Origin of the sequence: Georgenia subflava, assembly GCF_009193155.1 — a bacterium.
Classification (GTDB): Bacteria; Actinomycetota; Actinomycetes; order Actinomycetales; family Actinomycetaceae; genus Georgenia; species Georgenia subflava.
In genome coordinates, this window is the sequence record NZ_VUKD01000003.1 from 390,060 (window position 1) to 403,437 (window position 13,378).

The window sequence follows — 13,378 nt, forward strand, 5'->3', positions numbered from 1 at the left end:
GCCGGTGCGTCGAGGGACGCGCATCAGGACCGTAGGTGGGGATTGGTCGCGAGCTCGTGGGACAGGACGGTGCCCGGACCGTGGCCCGGAAGGAGCACGGTGCTCGGTGGCAGCGCACGGACGAGCGTTCGCAGCGTCGCGGCCATCTCCCGCTCGTCACCGCCGGGCAGGTCGGTGCGCCCGACGGAGCCGGCGAAGATGACGTCGCCGCAGAACGCGACGAGGTGCTCGGCGGCCGCGGCGGGCGCCGCTCCCGGCAGCTCCGGCAGCACGTCGGGAGCATCCATGTCGCCGCGGACCAGCAGGATCGTCGATCCCTCGGTGTGGCCCGGTGCCGGCACGGCGCGGACGACGACGCCCGGAACCAGCTCGGCACCGCCCTCGCGCAGACATCCGGCCGGGAAGGGGGCTGCCGTCGCTGGACGCTGCCAGCCGGTGGCGGCTAGGCCGGTGAACATCGACCCGAGCGGCTCGCCGAGGGCGGCGGCCGGGTCGTCGAGCCGGTAGTGGTCCGGGGACGCGAGGTAGACCGGTGCCGCGCCTGCCACCTCCGCGGCGTCCCAGAGGTGGTCCGCGTGTCCGTGCGTGAGGACGACAGCACCGACGCGGAGCTCGTGGGCGTCCAGGAGCTCGCGCAACGCACCGGCGGAGCCCGCTCCGGGATCGACGACGACGGCGTCGCCGCCGGTGTCCGGCGCCACCACGAAGCAGTTGGTGTCGAGGACGGTGCTGGTGGTCGCGAGAAGCTGCATGGCGCCAGGCTATCCGGCGGGTGCGAGGGTGGTTCCGCCATGCACGTGCAGGGGGAGGCGGTGCGGGCGCGGGGTAGAGGCACGGGGGCTCGGCAATCAGGTGGGAGACGGTTGCGCGTGTCTCTAGACTGAGAACCTCGTCACGCGCCCGGATCCACCAGGCTCCGGGAGATCGCGTCCCGGACGCGTGCGGCGTGGAGCGAGACCTCGGTGAGCAGGTGGCCGGGGAAGTACCGAGAACGGTGTGGCGAACGCCTACCCCGTCATCCCGAAGGAGTGACCTCGAAGTGACCGAGCAGCCGACCCCGCGCGAGAGCCAGAACACCACGACCCCGGCGGACGGGGGCAGCCCGGGAACGACGGAGCAGGAAGCGCCGGTCGGCGCGCCGACAGAGGGCCTGCCGACTGACGCGGCGCCGGAGACGGCTGCTGCAGCCGCCCCGGCCCAGGGGTCGGGCACGCCGGTCGAGCCCGGCGCGCCGGCAGCTCCTGGCGAGGACAAGCCGGTCGCCGACCCCGTGGATCCTTGGGCCGTCGAGGCGGAGGTGCCCGCGCCTGAGCGGGCCGAGGTGCCCCCGTCTGAGGGAGCCGAGGTGCCCGCGCCTGAGCGGGCCGAGGTGCCCGCGCCTGAGCTCGCCGCGGTACCCGGGTCTCAGGACCCGGCACCTGCTGAGACTGGGACGAGCCGCCCTACTGCGACCTCGACGGGTGCGCCGGGAGGCGACGCGCCTCTCGGGTTTACGGGTGCTGGCACGGGCGAGGTGTCCTCCGGTTCACCGGATGCGGCCGCGGTCGAGGAGCCTGCCGCGCCTGCCGAGGAGGCGCCGCCCTCGACGCAGGACTCGCCGGTGGGATCCGAGCCTGCCGAAGGGGCACCAGCGACGCGCGAGGAGGTGCCCACCGCGGCTCCCACGGCGCCGGCTGCGACTCCCGCCGAGCCGACTGCGACTCCCGCCGAGCCGGCCGGGTCCGCCGCGACGACGAGCGAGGCCGCCGCACCGGCCGAGTCCACTGCACCGGCCGACTCCGCCGCACCGACCGACCGTGCCGAACCGACCGACGGCGCCCCATCGAGCGAGGCCGCCGCACCGGGTGAGGCCGCCGCACCGGGCGAGGCTGCCGCAGCGAGCGAGGCCGCCGCACCGACCGACGGCGCTGCACCGACCGAGTCCCCCACCCCGACGCCGGGTCCACGGCCTGCTCCCAGCCCCTCACCACGGCCTCGGCCCACACCGCGCCGGCAGGTCCCCACGCCGGCGGCCGTCGCGCCGGCGGCGGCAGCACCTTCCGTGGTCGCGCCGGTCGACGCTCACGACGCCGCCGAGGCCGCCGCCTGGGGGCGGGTGGACGACGACGGCACCGTGTACGTCCGGGAGGCGACGGGCGAACGAGTCGTCGGTCAGTACACCGGAGCGGACACGGAGGAGGCCCTCGGCTTCTACGTCCGTCGGTTCCTGGACATCCAGGCGCAGCTCGCGCTCTTCGAGGCCCGCCTGGCGCAGATCACCCCCAAGGAGATCGACCAGACGCTGGCGACCCTGACCGAGGCGCTGGCCGAGCCGGCCGTCGTCGGGAACGTCGACGGCCTGCGCGAGCGGCTCGAGAAGCTCCGTTCCGCCGCCGGCGAGCGCCGCAAGCAGGCCGCCGCCGAACGGGAGGCCGCCCGCGCGCAGGCGGTCGCCGAGCGCACCGTCATCGTGGAGAAGGCCGAGCAGATCGCGGAGCAGGACCCGGCCCGCACCCAGTGGAAGCAGTCCGGCCAGCGGCTGCGGGACCTGCTCGACGAGTGGAAGACGGCGCAGCGCACCGGACCGCGGCTGGATCGCCCGACCGAGGACAAGCTCTGGAAGCGCTTCTCGCACGCCCGCACGGCGTTCGACCGGCACCGCCGTCAGTACTTCTCCGAGCTGGACGCGACGCAGGACCAGGTGAAGGCGGCGAAGGAGAAGCTCATCGCCCGCGCAGAGTCGCTCTCCACCTCCACGGAGTGGGGCCGGACGGCCGCGACCTACCGGGAGCTGATGGACGAGTGGAAGGCGGCGGGCCGGGCGTCCCGCAAGGACGACGACGCGTTGTGGGCACGCTTCCGGGCGGCGCAGCAGAAGTTCTTCGACGCCCGCAGCGCGCAGAACGCGGAGATCGACGCCGAGTACGGCGAGAACCTGAAGGCCAAGCTCGCCCTGCTCGAGCAGGCCGAGGCGATCCTCCCGGTGACGGACATCAAGGCCGCGAAGGCGGCGCTGCGTCCGATCCAGGACAAGTGGGACGAGGCGGGCAAGGTGCCGCGCGCCGACGTCCAGCGGGTCGAGGGGCGCATGCGGGCCGTCGAGCAGGCGGTGCGCGACGCCGAGCAGGCCGCCTGGAAGCGGTCGAACCCGGAGACGAAGGCGCGTGCGGAGGGGGCTGCCGCCCAGCTCGAGTCCGCCATCGCCCAGCTCGAGGAGGACCTGGCGAAGGCGCGCAACGGCGGTGACGCCAAGCAGATCGCCGACGCCGAGGCGGCGCTCGAGGCCCGTCGCACGTGGCTCGACCAGGTCCAGCGCGCTGTCCACGAGTAGCCCGGCTGTCGCCCCTGGCGACCGCAGCTGGCGGTCACCAGGGGCGCCGCGGGGCGTGGCCGCGCCGGTGCGGTCACCAGGGGCGCCGCAGGGCGTGGCCGCGCCGGTGCGGTCACCAGGGGCGCCGCAGGGCGTGGCTGCGCCTGTGACGTCGCCGGATCCACTGCGCAAGGGCGCGGAGGACCCCTGCTCAGGGCCGCAGAGGCCGGCGCCGGGGCGCGCCGGAGGCCCACGGTGAAGATCGACCTGAGGAAGCAGATCGAGACCTACCGCGCCCCGCGGGGCAGGTTCGAGGTCGTCACGGTCCCTGCGGCGCAGTTCCTCATGGTCGACGGTCGCGGTGACCCCGACGCGTCCGCGGCCTACGGGGACGCGCTCGGGGCGATCTATCCCGTCGCGTACAAGCTCAAGTTCTTCAGCAAGGTCGAGCTCGGCCAGGACTACGCGGTCATGCCGCTCGAGGCGCTCTGGTGGGCCGACGACATGGACTCGTTCACGACGGCGCGGGACAAGTCGCAGTGGCAGTGGACGCTGATGACCATGGTGCCCAGCTGGATCACGCGCGGACACGTCGAGGCGGCCCGGGAGGCGGCGGCGCGCAGGGGCGCCGCGCCGGTCGACGTCGTGCGTCTCGAGCGGCTCGACGAGGGCCTGAGCGTCCAGACTCTTCACGTCGGTCCCTACGACGACGAAGCACCCGTGCTCGACGAGATGCACAAACGGTTCATACCCGACCGAGGGCTCCGGATGACGGGGCGGCACCACGAGATCTATCTGAACGACCCGCGCCGGACCGCGCCCGACAGGCTCAGGACCATCCTCCGCCAGCCGGTGACCCGCACCAGCGGATGACGACCCCGGCGCCGACGTGTGCGGCACCTCCGCCGCGCGAGGCGTCCGCCTCCTCGCGGTGGGCCTGGAGCGCTCGCGGGAGAGGTCGGCCTCGCGGTTCCGTGTCAGCCGCGTCAGCCGTGGGGCTTCAGTGCTGCGGCTCGGGCGTCGGGGTGCGGGCGTTCTTGGTCCCCGTGACGCGGTAGGCGTCGAAGACGCCGTCGATCTTGCGGACGGCGCTGAGCACGTGGCCGAGGTGCGACGGCTCGGCCATCTCGAACACGAACTTGCTGAGCGCGACGCGGTCGCGGGACGTGCTCACCGAGGCGGACAGGATGTTGACGTGGTTGTCCGAGAGGACGCGGGTCACGTCCGAGAGCAGGGCGCTGCGGTCGAGCGCCTCGACCTGGATCTGGACCAGGAACGTGCTCTGGGCGCGAGACGCCCAGCTGACGCCGACCATCCGCTCGGGCTGCGACCGCAGCCCGTCGAGGTTCCCGCAGTCCGTCCGGTGCACCGACACCCCGGAGCCACGGGTGATGAACCCGACGATGGGATCGCCGGGGACCGGGGTGCAGCACCGGGCGAGCTTGACCCAGATGTCGGTGTCGGACATCCCCTCGACGACGACTCCGGAGTCGCCGCTGCGGTGCCGGGCGCGCTGCTCGCCGGGCATGGTCGCCTCGGCCAGGGTCTCCTCCGCGCCCGACTCCCCACCCATGGACTGCACGAGCCGCTGGACGACGTTGGACGCCGAGATGTGGTTCTCCCCCACCGCGGCGTACAGCGCCGAGACGTCGGCGTAGTTCATCTCCGTGGCGAGCGCGGAGAGCGACTCGTGGTTCATGAGCCGCTGGATCGGCAGGTTCTGCTTGCGCATCGCCTTCGTCAGCTGCGACTTGCCGAGCTCGATGGCCTCCTCGCGGCGCTCCTTCGTGAACCACGACTTGATCTTCGTGCGGGCGCGCGGGCTCTGGACGAAGCTGAGCCAGTCGCGGCTCGGCCCGGCGCCCTCGGAGCGGGAGGTGAAGACCTCCACCGAGTCCCCGTTCTCCAGCGTCGAGTCCAGGGACACCAGCTTGCCGTTGACCCGTGCGCCCACCGTGCGGTGACCGACCTCGGTGTGCACCGCGTACGCGAAGTCGACGGGCGTGGCGTCGGCGGGCAGGGCCAGGACGTCGCCCTTGGGCGTGAAGACGTAGACCTGCGCACCGGACATCTCGTAGCGCAGCGAGTCCAGGAACTCGCTGGGGTCGGCGGTCTCGCGCTGCCAGTCGACGAGCTGGCGCAGCCAGCCCATCTCCTCGGCGCCCGGCGGGGCCTCGGCGACCTTGCCGCCCCGGGCGCTGGGGTTCTCCTTGTACTTCCAGTGCGCGGCGACGCCGTACTCCGCGCGGCGGTGCATGTCGTGGGTGCGGATCTGGATCTCGACCGGCTTGCCGCCGGGTCCCACCACTGTGGTGTGCAGCGACTGGTAGAGGTTGAACTTCGGCATCGCGATGTAGTCCTTGAACCGCCCGGGCAGGGGGGTCCAGCGGGCGTGCATGGCGCCGAGCGCCGCGTAGCAGTCGCGTACCGAGTCCACGAGCACCCGCACGCCCACGAGGTCGAAGATCTCGTCGAAGTCCCGGCCGCGCACGATCATCTTCTGGTAGATCGAGTAGTAGTGCTTGGGGCGTCCCGTCACCACGCCACGGATCTTCGCCGTGCGCAGGTCGCCCTCGATCTGCATGCGCACCGTGCCGAGATACTCGTCCCGGGCCGGCGCCCGCTCCGCCACGAGGTGCTCGATCTCCTCGTACACCTTGGGGTACAGGGTCGCGAAGGAGAGGTCCTCGAGCTCCCACTTGATGGTGTTCATGCCCAGCCGGTGGGCGAGCGGGGCGTAGATCTCGAGCGTCTCGCGGGCCTTGCGCTGGGCCGAGGCCGCCGGCACGTACCGCCAGGTGCGCGCGTTGTGGAGCCGGTCCGCCAGCTTGATCACCAGGACGCGGATGTCCTTGGCCATCGCCACGACCATCTTGCGCACGGTCTCGGCCTGGGCGGCCTCGCCGTAGGTGACCTTGTCCAGCTTGGTGACGCCGTCGACGAGGAGGGCGATCTCCTCGCCGAACTCGCGCCGCAGCTCGTCCAGCGGGTAGCCGGTGTCCTCCACCGTGTCGTGCAGGAGCGCGGCCGCCAGCGTCGGCGGCGTCATCCCGAGCTCGGCGAGGATGGTCGCCACGGCCACCGGGTGGGTGATGTAGGGGTCGCCGCTCTTGCGCTCCTGCCCGCGGTGAGCCTTCTCGGCGACCTCGTAGGCGCGCACGAGCAGCTGCGTGTCGGCCTTGGGGTGGTTGGCGCGCACCGCGCGCAGCAGCGGCTCGATCGCCGGCGGGCTGGTGTGCCCGCGCGAACCGAGCCATACCAGGCGGGAACGCACGCGCGAGCCCGGCACCACCGTCTCGGTGCTGCCACCGTCGCCCGTCACCGGGACCCGTTCACCCGCCATTGGTCGATCCTACGGCGTGTCGCGCCGGGGGCTGAATCGGGTCGTGCCGGGGGTCAGTACACGAGCACCGACTCGACCGCGTAGCCGTCGAGCTTGCGGCGGCCGCCGAGCGCGGCCAGCTCGAGCAGCATGGCGAGGGCGACGACCTCTCCCCCGCTGCGCTCGACGAGCTCGACCGCGGCCGCTCCGGTGCCACCGGTGGCGAGCACGTCGTCGATGATCAGGACACGCTGTCCGTCGGCGACGGTCTCCGGCCGCAGCTCCATGCGGGCGGTGCCGTACTCGAGCGCGTAGTCGACGCCGATGACCGGCCCGGGCAGTCGCCCGGCCTTGCGGACGGTGATCATGCCGACGCCGAGCTCCAGAGCCAGCGGCGCCGCCAGGATGAAGCCGCGGGACTCCAGCCCCGCGACGGCGTCCACGCGGCCCCGGTAGGCGTCGGCCAGCCCGCGGACGAGGCCGCCGAAGGCGGGACCGTCGGCGAGGAGCGGCGTGATGTCGCGGAACAGCACGCCCGGGGCAGGGAAGTCGGGGATCTCGCGCACGTGCGAGCGGACGAGCTCGGTGAGCGCGGAGGGGAACGCGGTACTGGGTGCGGCGGTCATCGGCGGCCCTTCTTGCGTCGTCTCGGCTGGGCGCTGGTGCCCAGGTGGTGCCCGGCGACGATCCCGACGCCGGTGAGGTCCTCCGTGCGGGCGTCCAGGTCGACGTCGACGCTGTCTCCCTCGGCGGCGCGGCGACGGGCCCGGCGGTCCAGGACCATCTTGGTGTGCTTGATGATCGGCTCCTTGCGCTCACGCAGGGCGACCTCGATCGGCGCCGCGAGGAACACCGACGACAGCGACGAGAGCAGCATGCCGACGAACAGCGCCAGGGCGATGTCCCGCAGCGTGCCGGCCCCGAGGAGGAACGAGCCCACGAAGAGGATCGACGCGATGGGCAGCAGGCCGGTCACGGAGGTGTTGATCGAGCGCACCAGGGTCTGGTTCACGGCGAGGTTCGAGCCCTCGGCGTAGGTGCGCTTGTCCTGCGTGAACAGGTCGTCGTTGTTCTCCCGGACCTTGTCGAAGACCACGACCGTGTCGTAGAGCGAGTACCCCAGGATCGTCAGGAAGCCGATCACCGAGGCCGGCGTCACCTCGAAGCCGACGAGCGCGTACACCCCGACGGTGACCACCAGATCGTGCAGCAGCGCCCCGACCGCGCCGACCGCCATCGTCCAGGTGCGGAAGTACAGGGCCATGCCGACGGTGATGAGGACGAGGAAGATCACCAGGCTCTGCAGGGCCTTGGCGGTCACGTCCTCGCCCCAGGTCGGGCCGACGAAGGTGGCTGCGACGTCCTCGGGCGGGACGTCGTAGGCCTCGGCGAGCGCGTCCTGCACCTGGGAGGTCTGCTCGTTGGTGAGCTCGGCGGTCTGGACGCGCAGGGAGTCCGAGCCGACGCTCGACACACGAGGCGACTCGCCGGCGCCGAGCTCGGCGATGACGTCGTTCGCCGGCTGCTGGTCCAGCGTCGAGGCACCGGAGACGGTGAACTGCGAGCCACCGCGGAACTCGATGCCGAGGTTGATGTCCTTGACGAGGACGAGGGCGACCGAGGCGACCATCAGCACGAGGGCGGCGATGAACCAGGTCTTGCGCCTGCCCACGAAGTTGATGGAACGGCGCCCGGTGTAGAGCTCGTTGCCGATCTGGGAGAACGACGCCATCACCGCTCACCTCCTGTGGTCGAAGGGTCGGTATCGCCGGCGGGGCCCGTGCCCGTGTCGGTCGGGTCCGGGCCGGACGCGCCGGACGCCTCCGCGTCGTCGGTCTCGGCGGCGAGCCGTGCCGCCTCCGCGCGCTCCGCGGCGCGCCGCTCGGCGATGGTGAGCCGTCGCCCGTTCTCGTCCACCTGCGGCACGTCGGGCCGGACGGTCCTGGCGGGCGATGCCGGCCGGGCCCCCGGCGCCGTCGTCTCGTGCGACGTCGCGTCGTCCTGTTCGTGCCCGACGTCATGGACGCCCTGCCGCTCCGGGGTGGTCCCGGAGCTGCCCACGCCGGCGCCGACGAGGGTCTTCGCGCGCCGCGGGGCCTTCTCGGCGGGCGACTCCTCGGTGACCGAACGCGGCAGGCGGACCTGGCCGCGGCCGCGGTAGGTCGCCGACGTCGCGCCGAGGCTCTCGGGGTTCAGCCCGGACAGGCGGTGCCCCTGGCCGAAGAACTTCGTCCGGACGAGCAGCTTCATCATCGGGTGGGTGAAGAGGACCACCACCACGAGGTCGATCAGGGTGGTGAGGCCGAGGGTGAAGGCGAAGCCCTGCACACCGCCGACGGCGAGGAAGTACAGCACCGCGGCGGCGGTGAAGTTCACGGCGTCGGAGGCGAGGATCGTGCGCTTCGCGCGCGGCCAGCCGTGCTCGACTGCGGACGCCAGGGTGCGCCCGTCGCGCACCTCGTCGCGGATGCGCTCGAAGTAGACGATGAAGGAGTCCGCGGTGATGCCGACGGCGACGATGAGACCGACGACGCCGGGCAGCGAGAGCCGGTAGCCGATCAGCCAGGACATGAGCGTGATGACGCCGTAGACGATGACCCCGGCGAGGGCGAGGCTCGCGACCGAGAGGAGGCCGAGGCCCCGGTACTGCCAGAGCATGTACAGCACGACCAGCCCGGCGCCGATGATCCCGGCCAGGAGACCCTTCTCGAGCTGCTCGGAACCCAGCGTCGCGGAGATCTCCTCCTGCGACTGGACCTCGAAGTTCAGCGGCAGCGAGCCGAAGTTGAGCTGGTTCGCCAGCGTCGCGGCCGTCTCGGGGGTGAAGTTGCCGCTGATCTGGGCGCGTCCGTCGTAGATCGCCGCCTGCATCTGCGCGTTGGAGACGACGAGTCCGTCCAGCACGATGGCGAACTGGTTCTGCGGCGGGTTCATCCCCAGGAGCCGCTCGCTGAACTCCGCGAAGATGTCGGTGCCCTCGTCGTCCATCTCCAGGGAGACGACCCACTGGCCGGTGCTCACGCCCTGGGAGTTGGCGCCGATGCCCGAGGTGGCCGAGACGATGTTCGTGCCCTCGAGCGCGGTGGGCCCGAGGATGAACTTCGAGGTGCCGTCCTCCGAGCACGCGACGAGGGGTGCGTTGGTGTCGTCCTGCGCGCCGCCGGTCCGGTTGGCGGGGTCGGTGCAGTCGAGGGTGTAGAAGTCGTAGCTGACTTGCTCGGTGACCCAGTTGAGGTCCGAGGAGCTGGTGGGCTCGGTCTCCGGCTCGGTGGAGAGCTCGCCGTCGCCGTTGACGTCGGCGGCCTGCAGCGCCGCCGCCTCGATCTCCTCGCGGGTCGGCGCGGTGGTGGACTCCTCGGTCGGCTCCTCGGTCGGCTCCGCGGTGGCGCCCTCGGTCGGGTCCGCGGTGGCCTCCTCCTCGAGGTCCGCGAGGGCGGCCGGGTCGATCGGACCGGGCCCCGCCACCGTCAGCACCGGGCGGAAGCGCAGCTGCGCGGAGCGGCGGACGAGGTCCAGCGTCTCCTCGTCCGGGGTGCCGGGCAGCCCGACGACGATGTTCGACCCGCCCTGGCTGGTGATCTCGGCCTCGGCGACACCGGAGGCGTCGACACGCTGGCGGATGATGGAGATCGCCTGCTGGACGTCCTCCTCGGTCACCTCCGACCCGTCGGTGGTGCGGGGGGTGAGGATCAGCTGGGTCCCGCCCTCGAGGTCGAGCGCGAGCTTCGGCGTCATCGCGGCGTCCTCGGTGAGCTGCGAGCCGGCGAACAGCGAGCCGAACAGGGCGAGGACGAGGACGGCGAGGAAGCCGAGCGTGCGGCCTGGACGTGCTTTCTTCGGGCGTTGCGCCACCGGGTGTCTTCTCTCGTGCCTGGCGCCCGCGGGGCGGGTGCGCTCGGAGGTGGTCGGTCGGGCGTCAGGCCCGCGGGGTGGTTCCGGGCTCGCGGCCGTCGTCGTCCGACCCGGGCTGGGTGGCGTCGCGCTCGACCCCGGGTGCGCGGACGTCCCTGGCCGGGGCGTCGGTCGCGTCGGGGGTCAGCGCGGAGGCGTCGTCCGGCACGATGACGGCCTCGCCGTCGGACCGCTCGTCGGACTCGTCGGTCTCGACGGCCGCGAACGGGGGCTCCTTGACCTCCTTGATGGCGGTACGCATCCAGATCGTCTCCACGCCCGAGGGGCTCTCGAGGGTGATGACGTCGCCGTCGATGTCGACGATCCGGCCGAGGAAGCCGCCGATGGTCATGACCGAGGCGCCCGGGACCAGGGTCTCCTCCAGCCGTGCCCGCTCTGCCGCGACGCGCTTCTTGCCGCGGCTGGTCATGAACCACATCATGCCGATCATGAGCAGCAGGAAGATGATGAGTGTGGGATCCATCGGGAAGGAGCTCCGGTCGCAGTCGAGGTCGAGACAGTAACCACCCGAGTCTAGGTGAGGCTGGGGTGTGCTCCAACCATCATGAGAAGAGGGTGCCGTCGTCGGGGCGCCGCAGACCGAGGTGGTCGTAGGCCGCAGGGGTCGCCATCCGCCCTCGCGGGGTGCGCACGACGAGCCCCTCGCGGACGAGGAACGGCTCCGCGACGGTCTCGACGGTCTCCGGCTCCTCCCCCACGGTCACGGCCAACGTGGTCAGTCCCACCGGGCCGCCGCCGAAGCGCGTGCAGAGGGCCTGCAGGACGGCGCGGTCGAGCCGGTCCAGGCCGAGCCGGTCGACCTCGAAGACGTCGAGGGCGCCGTGGGCGGCGGCGAGGTCGAGCACCCCGGTGCCGCGCACCTGCGCGAAGTCCTGCACCCGGCGCAGCAGCCGGTTCGCGATCCGCGGCGTCCCGCGCGACCGCGAGGCCAGCTCGGCGGCGGCGTCGTCGTGCAGCGTCGCGCCCAGCAGGCCGGCGCTGCGGCGCAGGACCCGCTCGAGCTCGGCCGGGCTGTAGAACTCCAGGTGGCCGGTGAAGCCGAAGCGGTCGCGCAGCGGCGCGGGCAGCAGGCCGGCCCGGGTGGTGGCGCCCACCACGGTGAAGGGCGGCAGGCTCAGGGGGATCGACGTCGCACCGGGCCCCTTGCCGACGACGACGTCGACCCGGTAGTCCTCCATCGCCAGGTAGAGCATCTCCTCGGCCGGACGGGCCAGGCGGTGGATCTCGTCGATGAAGAGCACGTCGCGCTCCTGCAGGGACGACAGGATCGCCGCGAGGTCGCCGGCGTGCTGGATGGCCGGCCCCGAGGTGAGCCGGAGAGATCCGTCGACCTCGGCGGCGATGATCATGGCCAGCGTGGTCTTGCCCAGACCCGGCGGGCCGGAGAGCAGCACGTGGTCCGGGGGCGTGCTGCGCGCGTTCGCGGCGTCCAGCAGCAGGGAGAGCTGGTCGCGCACCACCTCCTGGCCGACGAAGTCCGCCAGCCGACGGGGCCGCAGGGCCGCCTCGGCCGCGCGCTCGACGTCGTCGGCGCCGGCGTCCATGACCTCCTGCTCCTCAGCCACGGGCGTGCCCGCCGAGGTGCTGCAGGGCGGCGCGGAGCACGCCGGGGACGTCCTGTGGTGCGCCGTCGCCGGACAGCACCGCCTCGACCGCACCCCCGGCGACCTTGTCGGACCAGCCCAGCTGCACCAGGGCGTCCACGACCTCGGGCGCCGAGCCGGCGGGTGCGGCGACGGCCGGGACGGCGCCGTCGGTCGGTCCGCCGAGCTTGTCGCCGATCTCCAGCACGATGCGCTGGGCGCCCTTCCGGCCGATGCCGGGGACGCGCTGCAGCGCGGCGAGGTCCTCACCTGCGACGGCGCGGCGGAGTCCGTCGGGGGTGTGCACGGCGAGCATCGCCAGAGCCAGCCGCGGCCCGACGCCCGAGACGGTCTGGAGGGTCTCGAAGACGCCACGCTCGTCGTCGTCCGCGAAGCCGAACAGCGTGAGCGAGTCCTCCCGCACCACGAGCGCCGTGGCGAGACGCGCGGCCCGCCCGACGCTCAGGCCCGAGAGGGTGGTGGGCGTGGCGTGCACCAGCATGCCGACGCCCCCGACGGTGACGACGGCGTGGTCGAGCCCCACCGACTCGACGGTGCCCGTGACTGAGGCGATCATCCCTGCGGGTCTCTCTCCCTCGGCCTGCGGCCGACGTTCGCGAACAGGTGTACGACTGAGGTCAACCTACCCCCTGGGTGCGACAGCCCCCGCCCGGCGCGCCGACCGCTCGGCCTCCGCCCACGCGCGCTGCGCGGCAGTGAGCCCGGACCCGGTGGACCGGGGCAGGGTGTCGGCCCCGCCGTACTGGGCGCGGACGGCGCTGCCCGCTCCGCCCCCCCGCCACGCGTGGCAGATCGCGAGGGCGAGGGCGTCGGCGGCGTCCGCGGGACGTGGTCGGTCCGCCAGCCCGAGGATGCGCCGGACCATCTCCTGGACCTGGGGCTTCTCGGCGCGCCCGTTGCCGGTCACCGCGGCCTTGACCTCGCTGGGGGTGTGCAGGGCGAGGGGCAGGTGGGCGCGCGCCGCGGCGAGCATCGCGACGCCGGCGACCTGCGAGGTGCCGGTGACGCTGCGGACGTTGGCCTGGGCGAAGACGCGCTCGACGGCGACCACGTCCGGCCGGTGCCGCTCGAGCCAGCTGTCGATCTCCTCGGCGACGGCCAGCAGCCGCAGGTGCGGGGAGAGCTCGGCGTGGCTGCGCACCACGCCCACCTCGACGAGGGAGACCTTGCGCCCGGCCGTGGAGTCCACGACGCCGAGGCCGCAGCGGGTGAGGCCGGGGTCGACTCCGAGGATGCGCACGCGTCTACTCT

Annotated in this window: 11 protein-coding genes; 2 read left to right on the top strand and 9 right to left on the bottom strand. The window is 72.8% G+C overall.

What is annotated here, in order from left to right; genetic code table 11:
- Positions 1-23: 23 nt before the first annotated feature.
- The gene (locus GD748_RS11835) at positions 24-752 is read right to left on the bottom strand and encodes an MBL fold metallo-hydrolase (RefSeq protein WP_152195404.1); all 729 of its coding nucleotides are present in this window, start codon (positions 750-752) and stop codon (positions 24-26) included.
- Between the two features lie 848 nt (positions 753-1,600).
- Between GD748_RS11835 and GD748_RS11840 the strand changes: the two genes are divergently transcribed.
- The gene (locus GD748_RS11840; protein ID WP_226921242.1) at positions 1,601-3,310 is read left to right on the top strand and encodes a DUF349 domain-containing protein; all 1,710 of its coding nucleotides are present in this window, start codon (positions 1,601-1,603) and stop codon (positions 3,308-3,310) included.
- A gap of 234 nt (positions 3,311-3,544) precedes the next feature.
- On the top strand, positions 3,545-4,162 hold the full coding sequence (locus tag GD748_RS11845) for a GyrI-like domain-containing protein (protein WP_152195405.1): 618 nt from the start codon (positions 3,545-3,547) through the stop codon (positions 4,160-4,162).
- Positions 4,163-4,289: 127 nt separating this feature from the next.
- Here the strand turns inward: GD748_RS11845 and GD748_RS11850 are convergent, their stop codons facing one another.
- From GD748_RS11850 to ruvC, 8 genes are all read right to left on the bottom strand, one after another.
- Complete coding sequence (locus GD748_RS11850; RefSeq protein WP_152195406.1) at positions 4,290-6,632, bottom strand: RelA/SpoT family protein; 2,343 nt, start codon at positions 6,630-6,632, stop codon at positions 4,290-4,292.
- A gap of 53 nt (positions 6,633-6,685) precedes the next feature.
- A complete protein-coding gene (locus GD748_RS11855; RefSeq protein ID WP_152195407.1) occupies positions 6,686-7,237 on the bottom strand; it encodes an adenine phosphoribosyltransferase in 552 nt (183 codons plus the stop codon).
- Positions 7,234-8,343: a protein translocase subunit SecF gene (secF, locus tag GD748_RS11860; protein ID WP_152195408.1), complete on the bottom strand. Its 1,110-nt coding sequence runs from the start codon at positions 8,341-8,343 to the stop codon at positions 7,234-7,236. Before secF ends, GD748_RS11855 begins: the two co-directional genes overlap by 4 nt.
- Positions 8,343-10,463, bottom strand: coding sequence for a protein translocase subunit SecD (secD, locus tag GD748_RS11865; protein WP_152195409.1), 2,121 nt, complete (start codon positions 10,461-10,463; stop codon positions 8,343-8,345). Before secD ends, secF begins: the two co-directional genes overlap by 1 nt.
- A gap of 64 nt (positions 10,464-10,527) precedes the next feature.
- The gene (gene yajC, locus GD748_RS11870) at positions 10,528-10,986 is read right to left on the bottom strand and encodes a preprotein translocase subunit YajC (RefSeq protein ID WP_152195410.1); all 459 of its coding nucleotides are present in this window, start codon (positions 10,984-10,986) and stop codon (positions 10,528-10,530) included.
- A gap of 79 nt (positions 10,987-11,065) precedes the next feature.
- Positions 11,066-12,067 (bottom strand): Holliday junction branch migration DNA helicase RuvB, encoded by a 1,002-nt coding sequence (gene ruvB / locus GD748_RS11875; RefSeq protein ID WP_152195692.1) that lies wholly within the window; start codon positions 12,065-12,067, stop codon positions 11,066-11,068.
- A 13-nt stretch (positions 12,068-12,080) separates the two neighbouring features.
- A complete protein-coding gene (ruvA, locus tag GD748_RS11880; protein ID WP_152195411.1) occupies positions 12,081-12,683 on the bottom strand; it encodes a Holliday junction branch migration protein RuvA in 603 nt (200 codons plus the stop codon).
- 66 nt (positions 12,684-12,749) lie between these two features.
- On the bottom strand, positions 12,750-13,367 hold the full coding sequence (gene ruvC / locus GD748_RS11885) for a crossover junction endodeoxyribonuclease RuvC (RefSeq protein ID WP_152195412.1): 618 nt from the start codon (positions 13,365-13,367) through the stop codon (positions 12,750-12,752).
- Positions 13,368-13,378: the final 11 nt, after the last annotated feature.